The following is a 22,973-nucleotide window of genomic DNA, read 5'->3' on the forward strand; positions in this document are numbered from 1 at the left end:
ATTACGGCCAACGGTGGTGCCTTTGCCGCCTCCCAGGCCCTTGGTGGTCGGGGCGGCGCAGCCACCGCCACTGGCACCCTCGGGATCGCTGGCGGCGACGGCGGCTCCGGCACCAATGCCACCGGCAACTCCCAAGGCGGCGAGGGCGGCGCAAGCTTCTGGGGCGGTGGCGGCGCGGGCGGTCAGACCGCCGGCGGTCATAATGCCGGCAATTCCGCACAGGCATTCGGCGCTGGGGGCGGCGGCGGCTCGTACAGCGCTGGCGCTGGCGGTACCGGCGCACCTGGCGTCGTCCTCATACTCGAGTTCAAATAAGGATCGCATTTCATGCAACTGGCAGTCATCCAAGGCACCGACGTGGTCAACATCATCGAGGGCGACCCGACCTTCGAGCTCGACGGCTTCACGATCGTCCCACTCGCGGAGCCGGGCTATATCGGCGGCACCTACAGCAATGGCGTGTTCTCGGCTCCCCCGGCACCGCCTGCCGTTGTGCCGGAAAGCGTGTCGGCTCGGCAATTCCACCTCCAGCTAAGCGTCGCCGGTTTGCGCGCCCAAGTCACCGCCTGGATCGGAACGCAGCCTGTCGAGGTGCAAGACGCCTACGAATACAGCGGCAGCTTCGTGCGCAGCGAGCCGATGATGGAAACCGGCTTCGCAGCCCTCGGCTACACCTCCGATCAGATCGACGCGTTTTTCACGGCCGCCGCCCTGCTCTGACGGTGCCCCACCGACCCCCTATTCCCGAAAGGAACTGTTATGCGTCTCGTCGCTGACGTGCGCCGCGTGGTGCTGTTGTCCCTAAGTTTCTGGATGCAGGTATTCGGCCTCGCCGTGCTCGTCCTGCCTGAACTCTGGTATCGCGTGACCGGCCAGGACTACGACCCAAACGTCGCATGGTGGCTCGGCGTGCTCCTGCTGCTCGCCGGCATCGTTGGCCGGGTCTACCAGCAGGGACTGTCGGCATGGAAGGAATGGATCCGCATCATTGCCGTGGCGGCGATCGCCTTCGCTTTGGCGCTCCTGCTCGCATGGCCCTCCGGCGCAAGCCCTTTGGGTGGCAGTCCGGCGACCGAGGCACAGACGCTCGACATCGCCGTGCCGTTCATCGCCAGGAAGGAAGGCGAAAAGCTGGTCGCCTATAGGGACTCCGTTGGGGCCCCGACTATCGGCTTTGGCCATACCGCCAGTGTGCATATGGGCATGGTGATCACCCACCAGCAGGCGCTCGACATGCTACGCCAGGACGTCGCCTCGCACCGCACGGGGCTGCACCGATATTTCACATCGGCAACCATCGAGATCCGCCTGCCTGCCACGCGCGACGCGGCCTACACCTCGCTGGCGTTCAACGTCGGTCCTGCCGGCGCGGGCAAGAGCACGGCCACGCGCCGCCTCAACGCTGGTGACGTCGTCGGCGGCTGCGAGGCGCTGACCTGGTTCGATGAGGCCGGCCATAGGGTGCTTCGCGGCCTGTGGGAACGGCGCCAGCAAGAAAAGGCGCTTTGCATGATCGGCGCAAGCCGATGATGCTCGCTTTCCTCGCACCGGTTCTGGCCGTTCTCGGGCCGGTCTGGAGTTTCTGCACCAGCCGCGTCGGCCTGCCGCTCGTCGTCGCCGGCGGCGTCATCCTCTTCTACGAGGGACTGCCGCTCGGACCGCTGCGGGACATCCCCTATGTCGGTCCGGAGTTGACCAGTCTCGTCGGCGGTCGTGTCGGTCGAGCATACGCCGACGGCCAAAAGGCCGAGGATGCGATTTGGGAGGAGAAGATCAAGCTCGCCGCCATCGCCCAGGCGGCCGACGCCAAAACGCGGCAGCAGGACATCGATGCCGCGGCACAAGCCTACATCGACAAGCAGCATAGCGACGCCGGCCGCATTGCCGACCTGGTGCGCGCGCAGAAGGACCAAGACAATGCACCGCCCGTTTCCACCAATCCTTCTGGCTGCAAGCCTGATGGCATCTCTGCAGGGGTGTCAGAGCGCCTCGACGCCATCGGTCGATAGCCTGGCGCCGAAGCCTACCGCTCACGTCGATCCGAGTGTGATGCAGGAATGCCGAGGTGTCGTCGATGTCCCGCACACCTTCATCCCATATGATCAGGCGATCCTGCTTTGGGCGAAGGATCGGGCATCGCTTGGTGATTGCAAACGCCTCGACCACGCCAAGGGCGACACCATCAAGGTGCTGGTGAAATGAGCGGTGGTGCGGTGCCTCAACGTCTTCGCGAACTCGACCCGGAAACCATCCTCTGGCTCGATCGCCTCGACAGCAAGCAACGTGAGGCCCTGATCTGGGCCGGCCGCCTCAAGCCCGAACAGCGGGACCGGCTCGATGATTTCCTCGACATGGACGAGGATCACTTTCAAGCGGGGTTCGCGGTGGTGAAGCTCTGGACGCGGCTACGCTGGCTGGGCTCCACATCGATGTGGATCATTTTGACGGTTGCGGGGTTATTGCTGGCGTTGACCCAGATCGTCGACCAGTTGAAAGGACCGAAGCCGTGAGGTTCCCGCGCACCTCGTCCGACGTTCTAACCGGCCTGATCTTCCTCTTGGCCGGGGCTCTCGGGGTGTTGCTCTACCTGCAGATAGCACAGGCGCTCCCCCTGTAATTCCCTGCTCACCCCTTCCAGTCTACCCATCGGCTTCGGCCGGTGGGGTCTCTTTTGGATTCTCGGCCTAGCCGCGCCGGCCGGGATTCATCTGAAGGTTTTTATCAGCTATTGTGCGCAATCATGCCGCGCAGTGCCGCCCAGGAGGACTTCATATGGCTGACACCACGATCGAATGGACGGACGCCACTTGGAACCCGGTCGCCGGGTGTACGATCCTTACCGCAGGCTGCACGAATTGCTATGCCATGAGAATGGCCGCTAGGCTGGAAGGCATGGGAATGGAGAAGTACCATGGCCTGACCCGCAAAAGTGGGGGTCGTGCGAAGTGGACCGGCAAAGTGGTAACCGACCCGAAGTCGCTCGCGATACCGGCAACCTGGTCAAAGCCGCGCCGGGTGTTTGTGAATTCTATGTCAGACCTATTCCATGTCGATGTGCCACCGGATTTCACCCGCGAAGTCTGGGCGGTGATGGAGCAAACGCCCCGGCACACCTATCAAATTCTCACGAAGCGGCCAGAGGTGATGGCCGAAGTCCTGTCGAGAGGTGACTTTCCTGTGCTCTCAAACGTGTGGCTCGGGACCAGTGTTGAGGATAGCCGCGTGCTCCATCGTCTAGACGATTTGCGACGTGTTCCTGCCGCCATTCGTTTCATCTCATTTGAGCCCTTGATCGGTTCCGTAGCTGGCGCCGACCTTGACGATATTCATTGGGCGATCGTCGGTGGCGAGTCGGGGCCTGGCGCCCGGGACATGGATCCGCGTTGGGTCGATGAGATCGAGACCATGTGCAGGCGGAGCCGAACGGCATTCTTCTTCAAGCAATGGGGCGGCCGCAACAAGAAGGCAGCTGGCCGCGTGTTGAATGGCCAAACCTATGACGAGATGCCAGCGACAATTTAGAATAACTGCCCTTGGCCGCTATCGGTCGCCGCTTTCCAGAAGGCAAGCGCGAGTTCGTGGCGAGCGGCCAACGTCAACCAATAAAGGTGCTGACCTCGGCTCCCTGTGATAAGTTGCATGTCGGTCGATGCCGCCATGCCGAGCTTGATCACCTTCGCCTTCCAGAGGTCAAAAACAGCGCGCCGGACGGTCGTAAATGGCTGATTGGTATCAACAACCAATCGCCAGCCAGGGACGAACTTGTCGAAGGCCGATTTCTGGGCTCGAACGTTGAGCCCGGTGTTGCGCTGCAGATCCATCTTGCTGATGTGCACCATCATGTCGATGCGCTTCCGCTTTGATAGCGTCTCAATTACTGAAAAATCGAACGCCCCCAGATTGTAGGGATCAACGAATGCGAAATGCAAAGCGTACTGGTCCAGTTTGGCTCGGATCGTCTTCGCGGTGTCGACTGCCTCCCCATGGAATGCCTCGACGGGCGCACCAGCTACGGTCAGACGCTTTCTGGCGAATTCAAGCCGATCTGGGTCTGCGTCAGCAATGTAAACCGAACTAAAGGGCGTTTTTGACCGGACGCTTTCATTCCATGCTGCTACGCACCCGCCCTCTATAAATTCACCGGTGCGGCGAATTTTGGCGCGACCAGGCCCACAAAACAGATCGATGTAGGTAGCGCCAGCATTCCCTGGACCGATCCATTTTGCCCTTACGCCACGCGAGATCGAGACGTACTTGCAGAGTAAGGCGATCTTTTCCTTCGACCACGCGCCGACTTCTTCGACGGGTAGTCCATCATCACCATCCACCAACTTTCCCAATTCGGCCCCCCGCAGCTTTGCGCCTCAAATGTAAGCGGTTTGGGCGTCCAGTAACAAGCGGATCGATCTCGCCGCAAAACTGAGACATTACCGGGCTTTTCTGCTGCCGCTGAAACATTGGCAACAGTGGAACGATTCGAGTGCGAGCAAATTGAATCGGCAGTGTTTGCGTCCAGAGTCCCGCGTCCCAGCCATGCCCCATCCCGTCACCAGTCAGAATTCAAAACGCGCAGCAGTCCGTAAGGCGCTCGACCGGCACAAGGTCTACATCACGGCGCAGCGCTTCTCAGGCGGCACCTATGAAGCCCGGGTGTTGGTCGACGACGAGGTCTATTGGGTCGATGAATTGCGGCTGAGCCAGTTGCAGTCGGGGATATCGCCTTCGGAGCTCGAATTGGTCCCGGCAGGAGACGACTGACAATCGCCTCAGCCACTCATCTGCCAAAGCTTCACGGCCATTTTCGCAACCGACGCCCCGCCCCAAACCAGGATAGTCAACAACAAAGTCAGGTAGAAACAAACGTGCATCCAGCGAGCGCGCCACAGGCGGCCTGCCGACAGCTCGGCGATATACTCGTCGCGGAAATCTTGGACCAGCTGGGCGAAGATGCGATCGAAGACTTTCCTAGGCAACACGAACCGCAGGACCGCGAGCACGCGAGATGCCGGCGCACGGACTAGGGCACTCCGCCCGAACGGTACCCTGATAACGGCACTGAACAAAAATATGGGCCAGAAAAAGAAATACAGTAGCATGCGCAACGGCAATTGAATTTGCGGCAGGCCATGCTCGACTTCATCAAGCGTTAGGATCATTGATCGCCAAATCCTCGCCCGCAGACTGTTTCCCCTTGGGAGAACATGGCCCCACCGAGCGCGGAACTCGCGTCTGTCGCGCGGCCTTCCGTTGATGAAATTGCGAAAATTGACATCAAGTCTTGCAATCAATGTGAGAAGGCTCATTGCGGAACCATCCCCCATGATGCAAACGAGGCGGCTGCCGCCTCGGATGCAGCCAATGCGCGGCGGCCCAAGCCGGAGATACTGTAGATACGCCTGGGCAGCCCGCTCTCGTGCGGTGCTCTCTCTCCGCCTCTCGAGATCGCACGTAGCCTTTGTCACTCATGCGCTCCAAGGTGACGTAGACGGTCCCACGCTTGAGCATGTTCGACTCCTTGACGAGTTCCAGCCCGTACATCTCCTTCGAGCGCAGCAGGCTCAGAATCTCGAACTCCACGCGCGAAATGCGCGGTACTTGGTCCATCGGCATTGCTCCCTAGAGCTACGAGTAAGACCGGATCATACGCCTTGTAAGACTGGAACGCAACACCCTGTTTCGCTATGCCTTGATGCTGGGCGCCGGCGGCTTTGTGCCGTCGATCGATAGCCGCTCCACGGTGAGCACGATGGCGCGCGCCAGCGCTCTGGCCTCGGCGAGCAATTCCGGCCCGTCATGGCCGTTCACCTGGTCCTCGCTCATCAGGACGCCGGGCGGGCAATGCTCCTCGATCGTGGCTCTGATCAGCTGCAGAGCGGCGCGACATTGGGGGTCGTTCCTGAGCGGCTCAGCCACTTTTAAGGGCCTTCGCCACCCGCTCCAGCGTTTCGCGGGCGTTCCCGTGCTTCCTGATCAGCTCTCGCACCTGCTGCGACGTCAGCCCGACCTTCTGGACGAAATACTCCACCTCATAGTCGTCATTAGCCGAAACCCGATCGCGGTCGCGGAAGTCGCGCTTGCTCTTGTCGTCTGCCATGTGGGTTCCTCCTCAGTAAAAGAAACACCGATATCGCCCGCCTTGTTCCCGCTGTCCCGGTGCGCCTCGAGGGGCGGGAACATTGTGGAGGCTTCGCGATTCAATGATCCATGAGCACACGCGGCATCAACTTCGTCGACAAATGGATGGCAGAGCACCTTCCAAACGCGATGACTGATGATCCCGTCGCCGTGAGCGACCTGGCCGACGAACTGATGAAAGCGGCTGAGCGAGAAGGCATCCGGGCCGCGGAGATCAACGAGGAAGTCGACAGCGTCTTCGAAGTGATCTTCGAAGCCATGGAGCACCGGGAAGGAAGCATGGCGGATTAAACAGCGAGGCGACTTAGCCCTGCGCTCGCCCGGCATCCAACCGGCGCCGTATCTCTTCCGGCTCTGTGACACCCCGGTTAAACAGAGCCATGATGCGCTCTGCCAAACTGCGGCGCGCCTCGTCGTCCTCGGAGATACCCGTCTCTTTCTCGAATTCGGCCATTAGTTTGCTGAGCGCGGCAAGTTGATCGGCGTCTGCGACGCCTACTAAAGCCCTGAGCATATCGTTTCCTCCGATCGGTGGCGAAAGCGCGGTACTCACTCCCAAGCGCCCTATGCCTCGGATCTATACGGACGACATCTAAAACTTAGGGCTGAATCGCTCCACGACAAGTCAGTAGGAACAGTCTTCAATCGGAGCCGTTGTGCTAAAAAAGCGGGCAGCTTCAATGGCTAACAAATCGGCCGGCGGTGTCGACGAGGAGTATTTCGTTCGACGCCTGGTGAGCGAGACAGGTATAACCGAACAGCAGGCCAGGGACCTGATTGCCTTGCTCGGCTATGAGTGGGCATCTTTGTTGCGCGAGGCACACCTCCTGAAGGCCAAGAACTCAAGCCATAACTCGCCAAACCGCGAATAACTCTTCTTACATACAATTTTGCTTAAATGCCGGGAACCGGATCGCCGCTGGCGGCTTGAGTCGCGGTTGTTGGGTGTCGTGTATGGGTAACGGGAAACCTCGGCTGAGGTTCATCAAGCCGATGGAGCCGGTGCAGGTTGCAGAGCCGCCGGTCAGTGACGACTGGCTCCACGAAATCAAATACGATGGTTTCCGGACCCAGCTCGTCCTCGATTGGGCCGGCGCCCGCGCCTTCTCGCGGCATGGCCACGACTGGTCAAAGCGATATTGGCCGGCCATCCAGGCGGCGGAAATGCTTCCCGCTTCATCCTTCATCATCGATGGGGAAATGACCGCGCTCGACGCGGACGGCAGGCCGAACTTCCATGCGATGCATTCTCGAATAAGGTGGAACGCCGAGCTGCTGACCTACGTCACGTTCGACCTGCTCTACCTCGACGGCGAGGATCTTCGCGCGCTCCCGCTGGTCGAGCGGAAGGCGCGGCTTTGGAAGCTGGTGAAGCCGGCCGACGGCATCATCCAGTATAGCGTGCACGTCGAAGGCAACGGCGCCGATTTCTTCGCGGCCGTCGACAAGATGGGACTCGAGGGGATGGTCTCGAAGCGGCGTGAGAGCCTCTATCGCGGCGGCAAGACCGAAGCCTGGGTGAAGGCGAAATGCTGGGACATCGGTGAGTTCGAGCTTCTTGGAATAAGGCGCGAGCCCGGTAGGCCTCCCGTCGCGCTGATGGCCCGTGATGGCAAATATGCTGGGGGCGCAATGATCAACGCAAACCTTTCCATCAAAGAACGGTTATGGCGGCGGGTCGAGGAGGCGAGGGCGAAGCAACCCGCCGGCGTGCCGACTGCGGTCGTGGACGGTGTGGAATGGGTGAGGCCTGGTATCGTGGCGCGGGTGAAAACGCTGAGGGGTGAGGCGAAACTACGCCACGCATCAATGCTGGATTTCAGAGAGGGCTGAGACCTACATCGCCTTGATGCGTTTGATGTTGTCGAAGATCTTGCGGCCCGCATCGGTCAGTTCGAAATAGTCCGCATAGGGACCGAGAACCCGCTGGATGGTGCGCTCCTTCAAGCCCCGGCGGATCGCCGGCATGTTCGGATTGTAATAGCCTGGCTGCTCGCCCACCTTCTCGATGGCACGCATATAGTCGTACTCGGCTTTTTTGTCTTTGCGGGTGAGGGCTCGCATCTGGTCTGTACCACAACTGAATGAAGGGAAGGCTCATTCAGGTCGCCGGCGCGCGCCGGCCACGGGCGCGCGTCAGCGACCGGTGGTAAACAGGAAAGCGGGCTCCAGATGTTTCACGGCGCTCCCGATATTCGATCTGGCGTTGCCTGTCCAGACCGGTGCGGTATCTTCGGAGTGGGCGAAGTTCCGCCATGCCACGGCACAGCGCCCTCGAGAGGTAATCTCTCGCAATGACGGATGGACGCTGGCAGGCCATTCGCCGGTTGCAGCAATAACATAGCCTCTTATGAGGCTGCTTTATTGGCGTCGTCTCATGTGGTACCGTTTTTTATTTAGAGGCGGCGGCGATGCGCTTTTCAGCTATGTTTGCGATCACGTTAGTCACGTACGCCAATGCGGCATTTGCTGATGGAACTCCTGCCGTTCGGGAGGGAAAGGGAGGGGGAGGGGGGTATTCAAGACCGTCTCCCGATGACAATCCGGACTGCGACAAGAAGAAACTCTCGGAGTGCCGATCTGAAAGGGCGCAAGCGTTAGAAAATTGCAAATTTAATCTGGTTTTTGATTGCAAGGGTCACGTTTCTGTGGAGTACTCTGAGTGCAAGGCCGAAGCTGGATGCTAACAAGGTTATTTTTTTTGGCAGTAATTTATTGTGTTCTTTGTGCAGAGAGTATGGCGCAATATAACTGCGACATACTCGATGACAATTCAGACATAAAGCAAGCTAACAATCTGTTAGACGAGGCCAACGAATATTTTATGAATGCCGCTTTTGGCAGTGATCCTGTCGAGCAATGTGATGACATGACCTCCGCCGTTGACGCCCTGAAGCAAGCATACGAAATTATTGCCGTCTGCGATCATCCAAGGGCGATTAGGCAACTAAGGCAAATTCGCAGTTACAATGAGATGCGGGGCGACTACTGTCGAAAGGCGCAAGGTGACCAAAACGGAGACGACGACCATGGTGAGGAATAGTCGACGCTCCCCGTCGCCACGTGCTCGTAGCAGAACCAGTCTGACGGCCTCTTCGGCTTGGCAAATGCCCAACCAGAGTCCTTGCCACAACCTGCGTGCCCGCAGACATGCCCGAGTGGGCTGCGCGGGCGGTGCGTAAACGCCTCACCGGGGCGTGTCGGTTCGTCGCTCATGGCGAAAAGATTCCGCAGACCGGCTTGACGGGCAAGGAATTTGTTCTCATTTCGTTCTCATGCCGGAGACCTATGGCCCGAAGGGACGCGATTACCCGCTGTCAGCGCTCAATGACACCATGCGCCTGGTGCGCGTGCGCTGTCGCTATTGCAAGCGCTTCCACAACTATCAGCCTTCCGACCTCATTCAGATCTTTGGCGATGTCGATGTCGACTCGCTTGCCGACCGGATGGTTTGCGAGAGCGGCGGCCGGGATCACGGCCGGCTCGATATCGAGGCTTTCGCACCTACAGGTCGGGAAGCGGTCGGCCTGGTGATCCGGCAGCTCATCGGCTTCAAGGTCCAACGCATCCCAATTTGGCGAGAACGGCCATGAGTTTCCCCTTCAAGCTGCCCGAAATTACCTATCCGCTGGTGATCGATACGGTCGGCAAGACCCTCGCCATGGGAGAGGAGATCAGCGTTCATTGCCATACCTATGGCTGCGGACACACCGGCCGGCTCAACCTGGTGAGCATCGCGCGTCGCCGCGGCATGGACTATCCCTCCGGCGAGACTGCCCTGCGCGAGGTCATCTATTGCCCGCGTTGTCGCGAGGCGGGTCGCAACGACAAGAACGTAGGCTTCATCCATCACACCTTGACCGACCCATTCTCGAAGTGGCCGCGCCAGCGAAACGACTACGCGAAGGCGAAGGGCGGCTGAACGCGCGAAACCGGGTAGGGCAATCGGCCGAAACCTGTCCATTCGCCACGGGGAGGGGGCAAGGACGCGCGCGAGGCCCTTCGCAGGTAGTGAGTGAAGGGCGGGGGTGCGAAAAACCCCTGTAAGAGGCTCTATTTCAATTCGCATCCAGACTGGCAACAATCTGGCTACAAAAACGGTGTAGCTCTCGGCAAACCGGTGTAGGCTGGAGCACGTGCCGAGCCCGTTTGGAACCACATTGGCAACATCGGGCCAAAACGGCGCAGGGTGTTAAAGGCGGCCGCAACGCCTTGCAATTCAAGGCGTCTGCGGTTATTCAGACGCCCGTCGGCTGCGGTAGCTCAGTGGTAGAGCACTCCCTTGGTAAGGGAGAGGTCGAGAGTTCAATCCTCTCTCGCAGCACCAGTCTATCCCATTGAAATCGCTGAAGCCCTTGACATGCAAGGCTTCGTGTCCATTCTGATGTTACAAATCATGTAACAAATGGATGGAATCGGTGGCGGGGAAAGTTCGAAATCTTCTAGATCGAGACGGTCGCTATTTCGCCAGGCTAGTGATCCCGAAGGCCCTTCGGCCCTTTATGGACGGCAAGGTGGAGCGGCGAAAGGCGCTTGGGCCTGATTATAAGACAGCGCTAAAGAGGCTTCCTGGCGCGCTTGCGGACATTCAGCACGAGATTGCGCTAGCAGAACGCCGGGCGGCCGCTGCAGGCGAAAGATCTGTCGTCATTGGCCGCTATCCACTCGCAGCTGACCAGATCGCTTTGCGCAACTACCAGACCCGTCTTGCACAAGACGAAGCACTTCGGAATTCGGGCTCGCAATGGGCGTCGGTCTCCATCGACGATTTACTCGTTGCCAGATTGCGGCAAGGCATTGCGGGCCAGCTATCTGATGATGATCTGGCTGAGTTGGTCGAGCATCGCATCGAGCGCTTCCGGCAAATAGGCAACACGACGGCCGCGTTCGGATCCGACGAATGGCGATCTCTGGCCCGTTACATCTGCGTTTCGGAATACGAAGCCCTGGCGCGTGTTGCCGAGCGCGATGAAGGCGACTTCAGTGGCGCGCCCTCTCACCCGATGCTGGCAAACGCACAGCCCGAAGCTGATCCGCTGCCGCCCGTCTCCCTCAAGGGTCTCTTTGCTGACTACATTGTGGCCAAGAAGCTGGTCGGCAAGGCGAGGGGAACCGAGAAGCGCTGGCGACCGGTTTTCACTGATTTGGCGAAGTTCGTTCGCCACGATGATGCCCGTCGATTGACGAAGAAGAATTTGACGGAGTGGCGAGACGAGCTGCTGAAGAGCCTGTCGCCTAAAACGGTTGCCGATGTTTACTTGGCAGCTGCGCGCTCGGTTCTAGCTTGGGCAGTTGAGAACGATCGATTGGACTCGAACGCCGCAGAGAAAATTCGGCAGGAAGTTCCGAAGGGTGCTCGCAATCGTGAAAAGGGCTTTACCGGCGTGGAGGCCGTGGCGATCCTAATCGCCGCCCGGGATCACGTTCCCGCTGTCACCGACAACGCGGCCACGATGGAGCTCCCACAAACGACAGCCGCCAAGCGTTGGGTGCCCGCTTTGTGCGCGTTCAGCGGCGCGCGAGTGACCGAAATCACTCAGCTTCGAAAAGAGGACTTCCGCGAGGAAGGCGGAGCACACGTGATGCGTATCAGGCCCGAAGCCGGCACAGTGAAAGCTGGCGGGTATCGGGATGTGCCGTTGCACTCACAATTGATCAAGATGGGCTTCATCGACTTCCTCCAGGCTGCGCCGGCAGGACCATTATTCTATCGCAATGGCAAAGGCCGGGATCCGATCAAGGCCGCGCGAGCGACGGCGGGCAGGATAAGCGAATGGCTCCAGGAGGCAGGATTGATCCCGGAAGGTGTCCAACCAAACCACGGTTGGCGGCACCGCTTCAAAACGGTGGGTGAGGAAGAGGGGATTTCCAAGCGAGCCATCGATGCAATTCAGGGTCACGCTTCGACAACCGCCGGCGATAACTACGGCGACGTTACCTTGAAGGCTAGGAAGGCCGCCATCGATCGATTTCCTGCCTACGACCTCAGCGTAAATCGCCAAGCTCAGCGGGACGTGGGTGATGAGTCTGCAGCTCATTCCTGATGTCGACGCGGTGAGCTTGAGAGGACAGCCTCGCAAAGTCTGGCTTGGTCGACGAGCAGGGCCTCAAACGCTCTTCACATCCCAAGAAATCCCCGTCTGGCCGTCGCTATAAAGAAAATAGCAGCGCATCGAAGCTGCGATTTCAGAGGAAGTGACGATGAGTAGCCATCAGGGGAAACCCTATGCGGGAACTAGGCTCGCCAAGTATCTTGAGAAGCGCATCCTGGAGCTGCGCCCGAAGAAGACCCAGATCGCGATCGCCAGCGAAGCCGGATTCGTCAATCCCAATATGCTCGCAATGATCAAGGCCGGCACCGCCAAGCTACCGCTCGACAGGGTGTCGGCTCTCGCTACCGCTCTTGAGTGCGATCCGGTGATGCTCTTCCAGCTGGCCATCGAACAGCTCGGTGGCGACACCACCGATCTTGCCGTCAGACAGATATTCGGGACGCTGGTCACCGAAAACGAGGTGGCCTGGCTCGAGGAAATTCGTCGGGCGTCTGACCACACAAATCCGAGCCTCACGTCGAAAGGGCGGTCTGCAATCCGTGGGATCTTCGGCAAATGAGCGGCGAGCAGGGCTTCCACATCGAAGATTGGCGCCGGATCGCTCATATCCGTGACCGCGAGATCACGCCCAACGAACGCTTCTGGTTGGAGACGATCAGGCTTGCCTCCTGGGATTCGGATCCAGCTCCCACCCTTGAGCAGGTGCAGAAGCTTCGAATGATCTTCCAGACCCGAGCTTAGCGCCTAACGAGAACCCGCAATCAATGCCGGCGGCGCGTTTTACGTCCGGCAACAGAGCGGCTGCCTTATCGAACACCCCAACTCGGACCACATCATGCAGGACGAAAACGGTTTCGATCCCCGTTGGAACGGCAAGTCCATTCCCAAGAAGCACTGGCATTTTCATCAGCAGCTGTTTGCGCGCTACAACATCACTCTAGGCCCTGGTGAATTCTCCCAGATGCTTCGAGATATCAAGACCGGGCGCGCAACGATCATCGAGCGCAGATCGAGCTCCAAGATCGTATACATGATCCGCAATACGCGCCTTTGGGAGCGCTATTTTGTGCTGGTAACGAACGGCCATGTTGTGACCGCTCTTCCGCCCAGCAGGCGCTTCAAGAGGCTGTGGCGCGGATTGCCGGACTGATCTAGGACCATTTAGCGACCGGGCCGAGAAAAGGCGATACGCACGGATTGAGCCACAGGGTCGTCCACGCCATTTGGATAACACGAAACGCTGCTTTGGAAAGGCAATATTCATTGGCAGTGTTCGCTGCGTTACTATAAAGTTCCAAGAAATTTTCGGCGCCGATTCGTCCAAGGCAATTGCATCCAATCTCGATCTCAATTGAGTCCTGTGACCAACATCCGTTCGATTGACATGATGGTTCTCGATGACATCTTCGAGATGGGTGGCGGGTATGTCCTCAATTTTTCCGACCGCACTTTCGCGCAATTCTTCGCCGAAGAGGTCAACGTTGACATCGATGATCCGATCTATGCGCGTAACGGCGGCTCCAAGGGTAAGCGCCTGCGCTGTTTCTTTCAAACCGTAGACAAGCCCACCGTCGTGCGGACGCTGCGGGCACTTTGGGAGTATAGGGAGGCACTGCGACAGCGAACCGGGCAGCCCGACAAGATCCAAAATGCGCATGGGCGGCTTCTAGAAGTGATCAATCGCATTCAAGGTCGCTCGGACGACGCTGCTGCCACCATCCGGACGGCCTTTGACCGACCGAAGCTTGCTAAGATCAAAAGTGAACTCGTCACCTTATCATCGCTTGCCCCACAGGCTCGAGGCTATGCCTTCGAGGAATTTCTCAAAAACCTGTTCGATGCCAATGGTCTCGCCGCCCAGGAGCCTTTCCGCCTGAAGGGCGAGCAGATCGACGGCAGCTTTCAGTTCGGAAATGAGACCTACCTGGTCGAGGCCAAATGGCATGGCCACCCCATGGGCGTCGCCGAACTACATACCTTCCATGGCAAGATCGAACAGAAGGCCGCGTGGACTCGCGGCCTCTTCGTCAGTAACAGCGGCTTCACTGAAGACGGCCTGGTTGCCTTTGGTCGAGGCAAGCGCGTCATTTGCATGGACGGTTACGATCTCTATGAGATGCTCGACCGCGAGATCCCCCTCAACCACGTCCTGGAGCGCAAATTGCGCCGAGCCGCCGAAACCGGCTCGCCCTTTATACGCGTCCGCGACCTATTCCCTCACTAAGGCAGAGGGAGCGGGATCGACATGCTACAATTCAACGACTGGTGTGACACAACTGACAGCAAAGTCGGAACGCATGCGCTTCGGCTGATGTCGGGCGACCAAGTGCGGCTCAACGCGGGGATTACCGCAACAGCCGCAATCATACCTTCCCATTACGCCGCTGAGGAACGGGTCGCCGGCATTCTTCGCCGTCTTGGCAAACCCGCGGCGGCCCAGTTTGTCGAAGGCAAACTGCCAACAAGCAAGTCGATCCGCTCAGGCGACCTCGGCGAAATCATGGCTACCGAATGGATTGCCGCCCAGGGCGGCTATCAAGTGCCGATCAAGAGGCTGCGCTGGAAAGACCATCGCAACATGGCAATGCGTGGCGACGATGTGATCGGCATCCATCAGGATGCGCAAGCCGGTCTGCTGTTTCTCAAGACCGAGGCGAAAAGCCGGGTCGCGTTGACGGCCGCTGTGGTCGCCGAGGCACGTGCGGCTCTCGACAAGGACGGCGGGTTGCCGTCGGCCCATGCACTATCTTTTATCGCCGATCGGCTGGCTGAACTCGGAAACGACGCTCTCGCCGACGCTATTATTGACGCGCAACTTAAGCATGGCATTCAAACCCAAAGCGTTCGCCATCTGACCTTCACGATGTCCGGCAATAGCCCAGAAGGCCATCTAACCGGCTCGCTTCAGACCTATGCAGGCGGCATCGCGCAGTGGAGCGTCGGCCTCCGGATCGAAGGTCACGCCGCGTTCGTGGCCGCGGTATATGATCTGGTGATCGCTAATGCCAACAATTGAAAGTATTCAAGCCGATATCGACGAGGCAGTCACGCCCGGCTTTCGCGCGCGGCTGATTGCGCGTGGCCAAGCGCGCGCAATGATCTGGCGCGACGGGGTGCTTCCCGCTGGTGCGCCGGCCTTCTCGCCACAGCTCAGCTATGATCTCCACTCCTATGGATATTCGCTGCTCGAGCTTGGTCTGCGATTGCGGGAGCTAGGCGGCGACTCAGCGCGCGCACGCATCGCCTTCGAGCAGGCCGCGACCGCGCTTGAAGCCGTGATGGCCAAAGGAGTCCCTGGCGAAAGCGATCGTGACTTCCATTTCGTGATGGCGGCGGCCGCGTATCATCTCGCGCATTTGTCCGCCCGCGCCTATTCACTCCTCACGATCGTCAGGGCGGAAGAGAATTTCTCACCGATCGAGCGCGCACTTGGCCATCTCATGCTACGGGATCTCGGCGCGCTGAAGACCACCGTTCTCGACTTCCGCCTTCAGGGCACCGCCAGTGATGCGGCGATCACAGCCGCCTTCCAGGCACAATGGGATCAGGCCGAAGCTGCCGCTCAGCCTCCTGATGGCGCATCCTCATTCCTGTTCGACGGAGTTGATCTCGCTCTGATCGACAGCTTCTTCGGGGCGCTCGCGACGTTCCTACTCGCGCTGGAGCGAGGTGACCGGCCCCTGATGGAACAAGCTCTCACCCGACTAGGCGACGGCTTGAACATCTGTGCGGAGATCAATCTGCTCCCTCAATGGTGGGCGCACCGGATCGCGCGCCATCTACTATCCGATCTTTGGGGTTCGACGTTCCACGAGCGTCTGCCGTTGGCACCAGCAGGCGGCGATGCGGTCGCCTGGCCATCGCTGCGCGAGTTATTCGTCGCATCTTTGCTCCGCCGTCCCAAAGCCGAAATCGATCTTTGGCCTTCGCAAATCGCCGCCGCCACACGGGCCGCCGACCAGTCCGACGATCTCGTCATCTCGCTGCCGACCAGTGCAGGCAAGACGCGAATCTCCGAGCTTTGCATCCTCCGGTGCTTGGCCGCCGGCCGGCGCGTGATCTTCATTACACCGCTGCGCGCTCTCTCAGCCCAGACTGAGGCAACCCTCCAGCGCACCTTCGGACCGCTGGGCAAGACCATTTCCGCCCTCTACGGAAGCATTGGGGTGAGTGGCTTCGACGAAGATGCAATCCGCGAGCGTCACATCGTGGTCGCGACACCCGAAAAACTGGATTTCGCGCTCCGGAATGATCCGAGCCTCCTCGACGATGTTGGTCTGCTCGTATTCGACGAGGGCCACATGATCGGACTGAGCGAACGGGAGGTTCGCTACGAGGTCCAGATCCAGCGGCTTCTACGGCGCACAGATGCGGGCGGGCGCCGAATTGTCTGCCTGTCGGCGATCTTGCCTGATGGCAACCAACTTGAAGACTTCGCCGCATGGCTTCGCCGCGACCAGCCCGGCGGCCTGGTCAAGGATGATTGGCGGCCCACCCGCCTGCGCTATGGCGAGGTAGTGTGGAACGGCCAGAATGCCCGTCTTAATCTCCGTGTTGACCAAGAACAGCCGTTCGTTCCGCGCTTTCTCACCGGCTTTGTGCCTCCGGTTGGCAAACGGAAGAAGCTCTTTCCGTCCGATCTCGGCGAACTTTGCCTCGCCGCCGCATGGCGCCTCGTCAGCGACGGCCAATCCGTGCTCGTCTTCTGCCCGGTTCGAGCGCATGTCGAGCCTTTTGCAGATCGCATAATCGATCTCCACAGGCGCGGCGCTCTCGCGTCACTGCTTCAGGTCGACCAGGCTGTATTGAATACCGCATTGACGCTCGGCGCCGAATGGCTCGGCGGCGATCATCCGATCCTCGAATGCCTGAGACTTGGCGTCGCCATCCATCACGGCGCGCTGCCAACAGCCTTCCGCAAAGAGGTTGAGCGGCTCCTGCGTGACAATGTGCTTAAAGTGACAATCTCGTCGCCGACGCTGGCCCAGGGGCTCAATCTTTCGGCGACGACGGTCATCATCCATTCGCTGTTCCGCAACCGCGAGCGCATCGCGACGTCGGAATTCAAGAATGTCGTCGGCCGCGCCGGGCGTGCCTATGTCGATGTCGAGGGGCTCGTTCTCTATCCCATCTTCGACGAAGTTGCGAAGCGCACCGCCCAATGGGAAGCCCTAATTGCCGACCTCTCTTCGCGCGAAATGGAAAGCGGACTCCTCAGGCTGGTTGTCACGCTACTGGTGCGCATGCAGAAACGCGTCGGCGGCTCACTGGATAACCTCGTCGACTATGTCGTCAACAATGCAGAGGCGTGGACCTTTCCGGAAATTGTCGGCGAAAGCGCCGAGGATCGGCTACGCGCCCAATCGGATTGGAACAACTATCTTGCGACGCTGGATACTGCGATCCTCAGCCTAATCGGTGAAAGCGATATCCCCGAGGCTGATATTCCTGCCGCCCTTGACGACATCCTCCAATCCTCGCTTTGGGAAAGGCGCCTCAACCGACGCAACCACGAGAGGAAGGCGGCGATCAGGGCGGGGCTCGTCTCGCGCAGCCGCCATATCTGGGCGCAATCTACAGCAATTCGACGCCGCGGCTATTTTCTTGCCGGAATCGGCCTTGCAACCGGCCATGCGTTGGACGCAATGGCAGTAGAAGGCAACGACCTTCTAATTCAAGCCAATGGAAGTCTGCTCAACGGCAACGCCCAGGGGGCCATCGCTGCGATTACGGCGCTCGCGGAACGCGTCTTCTCGATCAGTCCATTCATCCCCGACAAGCTCCCGAATAATTGGCGCGAGGTCTTGCGATTGTGGTTGCTTGGCCAGCCACTCGCTGCGGTCACTGCGGGGCAGGAAGCCGAGACGCTGCAGTTTGTCGAAGGTGGTCTCGTCTATCGCCTACCCTGGGCCATGGAAGCCATCCGTGTGCGTGGTCTTGCCAATGGCGACGCTGTCGGCGACTTGGGGTTCCATCTCGACGACTTCGAGCTCGGGCTAGCGGTCTCAGCCGTCGAGACCGGCACCTTTCAGCGCCCCGCCTCGATCCTAATTCAGGCTGGGTTTTCATCGCGCTTGGCTGCCATCAAGGCCGTGAACGATACTTTCGCTACATTTTCCAACGCCGGCGAACTTCAACAGTGGCTTGCATCAGATATCGTAAGGGCACTGAGCGAGCTACCAGATTGGCCCACGGCCGAAACCAGATCGATGTGGACGAGTTTCCTGACAAGTTTTGCACCTCAGCAGTCCAAAATTTGGAAAGACCATCGTTACTGGGCGCAGGTGGAATGGATCGGGCCACCGGTCACCGCGGGAACGCCTTTGCAGTTGTATCACTTGCCAGGTCGACCGGCAGTTCTGTCTGCGGATGGTGCGCTTATTGGCCATGTGGATATTCCCCTGAATCCTTCGCGTAGCGGACTCCTTCGGGCGGTGGCCGGTGTTGAACAAGGCAAACTGGACCTCAGCTATCTCGGCCCCGACGATCTGTGGGTCTAGGAAAATGTGCTGACGAGGACAGGAAACGTGGCGTCGACGACAATGATGACGTTCTGAGGTCGGCTCGGGGGCGGCCTCAACGCTGAGGCGGGATGGCGCTTGCCTACTCACGCGTGGTCACAGATTCGATTCTTCGGGCGCCGGTCATGTGCCGTGTAAGAGCTGGATAGAACACGCAAACCGCCTTAGTGATTAACCGTCAACTTTCGGAGAGGGCGGAGCGATTGGGCATTCCCCAGCACTACAGCTATAAGCTGCCACTAAGGTGTAGCGATCTTTTGCAAACACTCTATCCCCTGGCGGAGGCCGATCGAACGCAAGCTTCGCGGCATGGCGGAGCTCTGACGACCACTCTGCTGCTCGCACTTGCGTCGCCCATGATTGTGCTCCCGACGGAGCGTATTCTACGCGCTTTATCGGGAGCCGCGGACCACAACGACGAGAGTGGGATCGACAGAATTTTGACGGAGAGGGTTCGTGCTGAATTTCGCAAGCAGCTCGACAAAACCAATTTCTGTGAGCGGATTGATTGGGCATTTGTGGGAGGCTGGCCGATCTTCAACCTCGCTGACAGGCTGCCAGGCGAGCTGGCGGAAACATTGGCGACAGCGGATGCAAACGATGCGGCGCGCAAAATGAATATGCCGCAGTTTGCGAGTTGCCTTCGAAATGCTCTCTCACACGGAGGAATCCTGTATCTTGATGAACGTGGGCACTCCTCGGACGGCCAGGCGCGGATGCTTGCTTTCGTCAGTGGAAAGCGTGGCAAAGAACGCCCCCTCTGCCCTGACGGCCTCCAGGAATGCAATTATACGGCTCCCCACATCGCATCGCTTAACGTCCTTCGCGTCTCTCAGGATGGATTCCGTGAATTCCTCGTGAGATGGGCGACCTGGCTTGAGAATTCGGGCGCTGCTAAAGGCCTGAGCGAGACAGTTCTAGCCGCAGAGTGAGCCGCTGAAAGCAATTGAGAAGCAGAATAATGATCACAGGTGAACTTCGCTCGAAAATCGATGCCGTCTGGAACGCCTTCTGGGCAGGTGGCATCGCCAATCCGCTCGAGGTGATCGAACAGATCACCTATTTGCTGTTCATGCGCGGGTTGGACGATGCCGAGCAGCTCGAGGAAAACCGGTCGACCCGCACCGGCCAGCCGATGCGCCGGCGCATTTTCAAGGATGGCAAGGACGGCATCGGCGAGGGTGGCGGCGTCGCCTTTGCGGACATGCGTTGGTCGCGGCTGAAGAACAAAGACGCCGGCACGATGTTCAAGATCGTGTCCGAGCACGTCTTCCCGTTCCTGCGCGGCATGGCGGAAGAGGGCACGGCGCATGCCACGCACATGAAGGGCGCGCGGTTCACCATTCCCTCGCCGGCGCTCCTGGTGAAGGTGGTCGACCTCATCGACAAGCTGCCGATGCAGGACCGCGACACCAAGGGCGACCTCTACGAATACATGCTGGGCAAGATCGCCACCGCCGGCCAGAACGGTCAGTTCCGGACACCGCGCCACATCATCGCGCTGATGGTGGAGATGATGGCGCCTGCACCGAAGGACATCATCTGCGATCCGGCCTGCGGCACTTGCGGTTTCCTGGTCGCGGCGGGCGAATATCTGCGCGACAACCATCCGAAGCTGTTCATCGACCAGGAGAGTCGCGATCATTTCAACGAGGAGATGTTCCACGGCTTCGACTTCGACAGCACCATGCTGCGCATCGGCTCGATGAACATGACGCTGCATGGTGTCGAGGACCCGGACATCCGCTACAAGGATTCGCTCAACCAGGAGCATGCCGGCGATGAGGATCGCTATTCGCTGGTGCTGGCCAATCCACCCTTTGCTGGCTCGCTCGACTACGAGACAACCGCCAAGGACCTGCTCTCGATCGTCAAGACGAAGAAGACCGAGCTTCTGTTCATGGCCCTGTTCCTGAAGTTGCTGAAGCCCGGTGGTAGGGCGGCGGTGATCGTGCCGGATGGTGTGCTATTCGGCTCTTCCACCGCGCACAAGGCGATCCGGAAAATGCTGGTCGAGGATCACCGGCTTGACGGCATCGTCAAGCTGCCGCCTGGCGTATTCCGGCCCTATGCCGGAGTCTCGACCGCGATCGTGCTTTTCACCAAGACCAATTCAGGCGGCACAGATCGCGTCTGGTTCTATGATTGCCAGGCCGACGGATTTTCGCTGGACGACAAGCGCAACGCCCTGCTGCCGGCCTCGAAGATCGGGCCAACGCCGGGCCACCACGAAGCTGGCCATTTCGTCAACCTGACTCTGACCGACGAGGAACTGGAGAAGAACAACCTGCCCGACATCGGCGCGCGCTGGGCCGAGCGCAACGGCGCCGAGCGCGAGCGCCTGCGCACTGAGCAGAGCTTCTGTGTGCCCAAGTCCGAGATTGCCGCGGCCGGCTACGACCTTTCCATCAACCGCTACAAGGAGGTGGTTCACGAGGCGATCGAGCACCGCCAGCCGAAGGAGATCGTCGCCGAACTCAAGGCGCTGGAGAAGGAGATCGCCGAAGGTTTGGAGGAACTGGAGGCCATGCTGTGAATGCGCCCATGGTAGCACTTGGCAATATCGTCGAGATCAAGGGCGGCGGAACGCCATCCAAGGCTAATTCCGCATTTTGGGGTGGAGATATTCCCTGGGTTTCTCCAAAAGATATGAAACGGTGGGAAATCGCCGACGCCGAGGACAAAATTACCGTTGAGGCGATCAAGGGCAGCGCGACAAATCTGATTCCTAAAAATGCGATCCTGATTGTGAATCGCTCCGGAATCTTGAAGCACACGCTTCCGGTCGGGATCACTCAGCGTCCTGTCGCCATCAACCAGGATATCAAGGCGTTGATCTGCGGCGCTCGTGCCGACGCTGGATATGTTGCTCATATTGTGAAAGCGTCCGAGTCGGTCGTTCTGAAATGGGTGAGAGCGACGACCGCTGACAATTTCTCAATCGACAATCTGCGCCGTCTCGAAATCCCCCTCCCTCCGCTCGTTGAGCAGCGGCGGATCGCGGCGATCCTGGATAGGGCCGATGCGCTGCGCCGCAAGCGTAAGCGCGCCATCGAACTGCTTGACAGCTTGTCGCGTTCGACCATCGACGCTGCCTATGCCACTACGCTGCCCACAAAGGCTCTAGGCGAACTTTGCGATGTGCAGGGTGGCCTCCAGCTAACACATGCGCGCGTGAAGTTGCCGATGGAAGTGCCGTATTTGCGAGTTGCAAACGTTCATAGAGATCGCCTCGACCTCTCTGAAGTAAAGACGATGCGCGTCAGCGAAGGCGAACTTCGCAGGACGCTACTCGCCGCTGGTGACATCCTTTTTGTTGAGGGTCATGGAAATGCTGCTGAGATTGGAAGGTGCGCTGTATGGGATGGATCGTTGGCACCGTGCATACATCAGAACCATCTGATCCGGGCACGACCTATCTCGATGGAAATAGATCCGATACTTGTCAGCTTCTGGTTGAACAGTGAAATAGGCCGACGCAACCTTCTGAGGCGAGGGAAGACGACATCCGGACTAAATACGATAAATGTCAGCGACGTCCGGGAAATCCGCGTTCCGTGCCTACCAAGTCAAGAACGTGAGGCGCTTCGGATGAGGTTAGGCCAAATCGGCAGCGTTCGCGGTCACTACAGCAAACAGCTTTTCGCATGGGATGATCTGTTTTCCTCCCTTCAATCTCGCGCCTTTTCAGGCCAGCTCTGATCATGTCCGACGGACAGGCCGGCAGTGATTGGACCAACCGCGAAATCGACCTTATTGTCTCTGATTACTTCGATATGCTGGCGCTGGAACTGGCGGGGCGTCCGTTCGTGAAGGCGCAGCGGAATGCGGCGTTGCAGGAACTTACCGGCCGCAGCCGGGGCTCGATCGAATTCAAGCACCAGAATATCAGCGCGGTGCTCTATCGGCTGGGCATGCAATGGATTGCCGGCTACAAGCCCTTGGCGAACTTTCAGCGCGCGCTGATAGACGGCGTCGAGCGCCACATCGCCCGTGATCCGGCGCTCTTCGAGAACCCGATGCCGGCGGCGTCCGCACCCGGCCTGCACGAGCCCCAACAAATCTTCTTCGAGGCGCCGCCCGCCGCGAAATTCGAGGCGGTGCCGCCCGCACTGGAGCGGATCGTGCGAAAGTTCGATCCCGCACTGCGGGATGCCCGAAACCGGCAGCTGGGCAAGGGCGGCGAGGAGCGCGTCTTCTTCGCTGAGCAATCCGGCTTGCGTGCCGCGGGGCGTGAAGACCTTGCTCGCAAGGTGCGCTGGGT

General features: G+C 59.4%; 29 protein-coding genes, 1 tRNA gene and 2 pseudogenes. 25 read left to right on the forward strand and 7 right to left on the reverse strand.

From position 1 onward, the window contains the following. From EOA28_RS39525 to EOA28_RS04725, 7 genes and pseudogenes are all read left to right on the forward strand, one after another. Positions 1-315: pseudogene (locus tag EOA28_RS39525) on the forward strand (hypothetical protein); the annotation flags it as partial. Between the two features lie 12 nt (positions 316-327). Beyond that, positions 328-720, forward strand: coding sequence for a hypothetical protein (locus EOA28_RS04705; RefSeq protein WP_245501471.1), 393 nt, complete (start codon positions 328-330; stop codon positions 718-720). Between the two features lie 39 nt (positions 721-759). Further along, complete coding sequence (locus EOA28_RS04710; protein WP_128314625.1) at positions 760-1,530, forward strand: lysozyme; 771 nt, start codon at positions 760-762, stop codon at positions 1,528-1,530. Then, positions 1,527-2,009, forward strand: coding sequence for a hypothetical protein (locus tag EOA28_RS04715; protein ID WP_128314626.1), 483 nt, complete (start codon positions 1,527-1,529; stop codon positions 2,007-2,009). Before EOA28_RS04710 ends, EOA28_RS04715 begins: the two co-directional genes overlap by 4 nt. Positions 2,010-2,049: 40 nt before the next feature. After that, positions 2,050-2,202, forward strand: coding sequence for a hypothetical protein (locus EOA28_RS38655; protein WP_189341922.1), 153 nt, complete (start codon positions 2,050-2,052; stop codon positions 2,200-2,202). Beyond that, complete coding sequence (locus tag EOA28_RS04720; RefSeq protein WP_128314627.1) at positions 2,199-2,510, forward strand: hypothetical protein; 312 nt, start codon at positions 2,199-2,201, stop codon at positions 2,508-2,510. The genes EOA28_RS38655 and EOA28_RS04720 overlap by 4 nt, the downstream gene beginning before the upstream one ends. A gap of 262 nt (positions 2,511-2,772) precedes the next feature. Continuing rightward, positions 2,773-3,522: a DUF5131 family protein gene (locus EOA28_RS04725; RefSeq protein ID WP_128314628.1), complete on the forward strand. Its 750-nt coding sequence runs from the start codon at positions 2,773-2,775 to the stop codon at positions 3,520-3,522. On the opposite strand, the gene EOA28_RS04730 is transcribed toward EOA28_RS04725, so the two are convergent. Continuing rightward, the gene (locus tag EOA28_RS04730; RefSeq protein ID WP_128314629.1) at positions 3,519-4,328 is read right to left on the reverse strand and encodes a three-Cys-motif partner protein TcmP; all 810 of its coding nucleotides are present in this window, start codon (positions 4,326-4,328) and stop codon (positions 3,519-3,521) included. The two genes, EOA28_RS04725 and EOA28_RS04730, sit on opposite strands and share 4 nt — an antisense overlap. A 205-nt stretch (positions 4,329-4,533) precedes the next feature. On the opposite strand from EOA28_RS04730, the gene EOA28_RS04735 reads away from it, so the two are divergent. Then, positions 4,534-4,758: a hypothetical protein gene (locus tag EOA28_RS04735; RefSeq protein ID WP_128314630.1), complete on the forward strand. Its 225-nt coding sequence runs from the start codon at positions 4,534-4,536 to the stop codon at positions 4,756-4,758. An 8-nt stretch (positions 4,759-4,766) separates the two neighbouring features. Here EOA28_RS04735 and EOA28_RS04740 read toward each other — a convergent pair whose 3' ends face one another. From EOA28_RS04740 to EOA28_RS04755, 3 genes are all read right to left on the reverse strand, one after another. Continuing rightward, on the reverse strand, positions 4,767-5,303 hold the full coding sequence (locus EOA28_RS04740) for a hypothetical protein (RefSeq protein ID WP_189341925.1): 537 nt from the start codon (positions 5,301-5,303) through the stop codon (positions 4,767-4,769). Between the two features lie 376 nt (positions 5,304-5,679). Further along, positions 5,680-5,913, reverse strand: a complete 234-nt coding sequence (locus EOA28_RS04750) for a hypothetical protein (protein ID WP_128314633.1) — start codon at positions 5,911-5,913, stop codon at positions 5,680-5,682. Next, the gene (locus EOA28_RS04755; RefSeq protein WP_128314634.1) at positions 5,906-6,094 is read right to left on the reverse strand and encodes a DUF3606 domain-containing protein; all 189 of its coding nucleotides are present in this window, start codon (positions 6,092-6,094) and stop codon (positions 5,906-5,908) included. Before EOA28_RS04755 ends, EOA28_RS04750 begins: the two co-directional genes overlap by 8 nt. Before the next feature lie 110 nt (positions 6,095-6,204). Between EOA28_RS04755 and EOA28_RS04760 the strand changes: the two genes are divergently transcribed. Further along, positions 6,205-6,426 (forward strand): DUF768 domain-containing protein, encoded by a 222-nt coding sequence (locus EOA28_RS04760; RefSeq protein WP_128314635.1) that lies wholly within the window; start codon positions 6,205-6,207, stop codon positions 6,424-6,426. 13 nt (positions 6,427-6,439) lie between these two features. Here EOA28_RS04760 and EOA28_RS04765 read toward each other — a convergent pair whose 3' ends face one another. Beyond that, a complete protein-coding gene (locus tag EOA28_RS04765; protein WP_128314636.1) occupies positions 6,440-6,688 on the reverse strand; it encodes a hypothetical protein in 249 nt (82 codons plus the stop codon). Positions 6,689-6,815: 127 nt separating this feature from the next. Between EOA28_RS04765 and EOA28_RS04770 the strand changes: the two genes are divergently transcribed. Together EOA28_RS04770 and EOA28_RS04775 are read left to right on the forward strand one after the other, a co-directional pair. Further along, positions 6,816-7,007: a hypothetical protein gene (locus tag EOA28_RS04770; RefSeq protein WP_128314637.1), complete on the forward strand. Its 192-nt coding sequence runs from the start codon at positions 6,816-6,818 to the stop codon at positions 7,005-7,007. An 82-nt stretch (positions 7,008-7,089) separates the two neighbouring features. Continuing rightward, positions 7,090-7,968 carry a DNA ligase gene (locus tag EOA28_RS04775; RefSeq protein ID WP_128314638.1) on the forward strand — a complete coding sequence of 293 codons (879 nt, stop codon included), beginning with the start codon at positions 7,090-7,092 and terminating at the stop codon, positions 7,966-7,968. A 3-nt stretch (positions 7,969-7,971) separates the two neighbouring features. Here EOA28_RS04775 and EOA28_RS04780 read toward each other — a convergent pair whose 3' ends face one another. Continuing rightward, complete coding sequence (locus tag EOA28_RS04780; protein ID WP_148670656.1) at positions 7,972-8,154, reverse strand: hypothetical protein; 183 nt, start codon at positions 8,152-8,154, stop codon at positions 7,972-7,974. Positions 8,155-8,872: 718 nt separating this feature from the next. Between EOA28_RS04780 and EOA28_RS04785 the strand changes: the two genes are divergently transcribed. Then, positions 8,873-9,178: a hypothetical protein gene (locus EOA28_RS04785; protein WP_128314640.1), complete on the forward strand. Its 306-nt coding sequence runs from the start codon at positions 8,873-8,875 to the stop codon at positions 9,176-9,178. A gap of 274 nt (positions 9,179-9,452) precedes the next feature. On the opposite strand, the gene EOA28_RS04790 is transcribed toward EOA28_RS04785, so the two are convergent. Beyond that, on the reverse strand, positions 9,453-9,698 hold the full coding sequence (locus EOA28_RS04790) for a hypothetical protein (protein WP_128314641.1): 246 nt from the start codon (positions 9,696-9,698) through the stop codon (positions 9,453-9,455). Between the two features lie 26 nt (positions 9,699-9,724). On the opposite strand from EOA28_RS04790, the gene EOA28_RS04795 reads away from it, so the two are divergent. The 13 genes and pseudogenes from EOA28_RS04795 to EOA28_RS04855 all read left to right on the forward strand — a co-directional run. Further along, entirely contained in the window at positions 9,725-10,057 is a 333-nt protein-coding gene (locus EOA28_RS04795; protein WP_128314642.1) for a hypothetical protein, read from the forward strand. A 330-nt stretch (positions 10,058-10,387) separates the two neighbouring features. Then, positions 10,388-10,462, forward strand: a tRNA-Thr gene (locus tag EOA28_RS04800). A gap of 82 nt (positions 10,463-10,544) precedes the next feature. Beyond that, positions 10,545-12,179, forward strand: coding sequence for a tyrosine-type recombinase/integrase (locus tag EOA28_RS04805; RefSeq protein ID WP_128314643.1), 1,635 nt, complete (start codon positions 10,545-10,547; stop codon positions 12,177-12,179). Positions 12,180-12,336: 157 nt separating this feature from the next. Continuing rightward, complete coding sequence (locus EOA28_RS04810; protein ID WP_128314651.1) at positions 12,337-12,747, forward strand: XRE family transcriptional regulator; 411 nt, start codon at positions 12,337-12,339, stop codon at positions 12,745-12,747. Continuing rightward, positions 12,744-12,929 carry a hypothetical protein gene (locus EOA28_RS04815; protein ID WP_128314644.1) on the forward strand — a complete coding sequence of 62 codons (186 nt, stop codon included), beginning with the start codon at positions 12,744-12,746 and terminating at the stop codon, positions 12,927-12,929. The genes EOA28_RS04810 and EOA28_RS04815 overlap by 4 nt, the downstream gene beginning before the upstream one ends. A gap of 94 nt (positions 12,930-13,023) precedes the next feature. Next, complete coding sequence (locus EOA28_RS04820) at positions 13,024-13,338, forward strand: hypothetical protein (RefSeq protein WP_128314645.1); 315 nt, start codon at positions 13,024-13,026, stop codon at positions 13,336-13,338. 210 nt (positions 13,339-13,548) lie between these two features. Continuing rightward, positions 13,549-14,412 carry a restriction endonuclease gene (locus EOA28_RS04825; RefSeq protein WP_245501472.1) on the forward strand — a complete coding sequence of 288 codons (864 nt, stop codon included), beginning with the start codon at positions 13,549-13,551 and terminating at the stop codon, positions 14,410-14,412. A 21-nt stretch (positions 14,413-14,433) separates the two neighbouring features. Then, the gene (locus tag EOA28_RS04830; RefSeq protein WP_128314646.1) at positions 14,434-15,204 is read left to right on the forward strand and encodes a Hachiman antiphage defense system protein HamA; all 771 of its coding nucleotides are present in this window, start codon (positions 14,434-14,436) and stop codon (positions 15,202-15,204) included. Further along, positions 15,191-18,688, forward strand: a complete 3,498-nt coding sequence (locus EOA28_RS04835; protein ID WP_128314647.1) for a DEAD/DEAH box helicase — start codon at positions 15,191-15,193, stop codon at positions 18,686-18,688. Before EOA28_RS04830 ends, EOA28_RS04835 begins: the two co-directional genes overlap by 14 nt. Positions 18,689-18,912: 224 nt before the next feature. After that, positions 18,913-19,641: a hypothetical protein gene (locus EOA28_RS04840; protein ID WP_128314648.1), complete on the forward strand. Its 729-nt coding sequence runs from the start codon at positions 18,913-18,915 to the stop codon at positions 19,639-19,641. A 29-nt stretch (positions 19,642-19,670) separates the two neighbouring features. Beyond that, positions 19,671-21,245 carry a class I SAM-dependent DNA methyltransferase gene (locus EOA28_RS04845; RefSeq protein WP_128314649.1) on the forward strand — a complete coding sequence of 525 codons (1,575 nt, stop codon included), beginning with the start codon at positions 19,671-19,673 and terminating at the stop codon, positions 21,243-21,245. After that, positions 21,242-22,411 (forward strand): restriction endonuclease subunit S, encoded by a 1,170-nt coding sequence (locus tag EOA28_RS04850; RefSeq protein ID WP_245501473.1) that lies wholly within the window; start codon positions 21,242-21,244, stop codon positions 22,409-22,411. The genes EOA28_RS04845 and EOA28_RS04850 overlap by 4 nt, the downstream gene beginning before the upstream one ends. Positions 22,412-22,413: 2 nt before the next feature. Next, a pseudogene (locus tag EOA28_RS04855) lies at positions 22,414-22,973 on the forward strand (hypothetical protein); the annotation flags it as partial.

The sequence above is a fragment of the Mesorhizobium sp. M2A.F.Ca.ET.067.02.1.1 genome (genome assembly GCF_004023285.1).
Taxonomy (GTDB): Bacteria; Pseudomonadota; Alphaproteobacteria; order Rhizobiales; family Rhizobiaceae; genus Mesorhizobium.

Bases quoted from the DNA above. Each gene is read 5' to 3' on its own strand.
- EOA28_RS04785 (WP_128314640.1), top strand. From the start codon at position 8,873: ATGGCGCAATATAACTGCGACATACTCGATGACAATTCAGACATAAAG.
- EOA28_RS04760 (WP_128314635.1), top strand. From the start codon at position 6,205: ATGAGCACACGCGGCATCAACTTCGTCGACAAATGGATGGCAGAGCAC.
- EOA28_RS04815 (WP_128314644.1), top strand. From the start codon at position 12,744: ATGAGCGGCGAGCAGGGCTTCCACATCGAAGATTGGCGCCGGATCGCT.
- EOA28_RS04820 (WP_128314645.1), top strand. From the start codon at position 13,024: ATGCAGGACGAAAACGGTTTCGATCCCCGTTGGAACGGCAAGTCCATT.
- EOA28_RS04755 (WP_128314634.1), bottom strand. From the start codon at position 6,094: ATGGCAGACGACAAGAGCAAGCGCGACTTCCGCGACCGCGATCGGGTT.
- EOA28_RS04770 (WP_128314637.1), top strand. From the start codon at position 6,816: ATGGCTAACAAATCGGCCGGCGGTGTCGACGAGGAGTATTTCGTTCGA.
- EOA28_RS04845 (WP_128314649.1), top strand. From the start codon at position 19,671: ATGATCACAGGTGAACTTCGCTCGAAAATCGATGCCGTCTGGAACGCC.
- EOA28_RS04725 (WP_128314628.1), top strand. From the start codon at position 2,773: ATGGCTGACACCACGATCGAATGGACGGACGCCACTTGGAACCCGGTC.
- EOA28_RS04705 (WP_245501471.1), top strand. From the start codon at position 328: ATGCAACTGGCAGTCATCCAAGGCACCGACGTGGTCAACATCATCGAG.
- EOA28_RS04810 (WP_128314651.1), top strand. From the start codon at position 12,337: ATGAGTAGCCATCAGGGGAAACCCTATGCGGGAACTAGGCTCGCCAAG.
- EOA28_RS04835 (WP_128314647.1), top strand. From the start codon at position 15,191: ATGCCAACAATTGAAAGTATTCAAGCCGATATCGACGAGGCAGTCACG.
- EOA28_RS04775 (WP_128314638.1), top strand. From the start codon at position 7,090: ATGGGTAACGGGAAACCTCGGCTGAGGTTCATCAAGCCGATGGAGCCG.
- EOA28_RS38655 (WP_189341922.1), top strand. From the start codon at position 2,050: ATGCAGGAATGCCGAGGTGTCGTCGATGTCCCGCACACCTTCATCCCA.
- EOA28_RS04720 (WP_128314627.1), top strand. From the start codon at position 2,199: ATGAGCGGTGGTGCGGTGCCTCAACGTCTTCGCGAACTCGACCCGGAA.
- EOA28_RS04830 (WP_128314646.1), top strand. From the start codon at position 14,434: ATGCTACAATTCAACGACTGGTGTGACACAACTGACAGCAAAGTCGGA.
- EOA28_RS04710 (WP_128314625.1), top strand. From the start codon at position 760: ATGCGTCTCGTCGCTGACGTGCGCCGCGTGGTGCTGTTGTCCCTAAGT.
- EOA28_RS04780 (WP_148670656.1), bottom strand. From the start codon at position 8,154: ATGCGTGCCATCGAGAAGGTGGGCGAGCAGCCAGGCTATTACAATCCG.
- EOA28_RS04740 (WP_189341925.1), bottom strand. From the start codon at position 5,303: ATGAGCCTTCTCACATTGATTGCAAGACTTGATGTCAATTTTCGCAAT.
- EOA28_RS04715 (WP_128314626.1), top strand. From the start codon at position 1,527: ATGATGCTCGCTTTCCTCGCACCGGTTCTGGCCGTTCTCGGGCCGGTC.
- EOA28_RS04795 (WP_128314642.1), top strand. From the start codon at position 9,725: ATGAGTTTCCCCTTCAAGCTGCCCGAAATTACCTATCCGCTGGTGATC.
- EOA28_RS04735 (WP_128314630.1), top strand. From the start codon at position 4,534: ATGCCCCATCCCGTCACCAGTCAGAATTCAAAACGCGCAGCAGTCCGT.
- EOA28_RS04805 (WP_128314643.1), top strand. From the start codon at position 10,545: ATGGAATCGGTGGCGGGGAAAGTTCGAAATCTTCTAGATCGAGACGGT.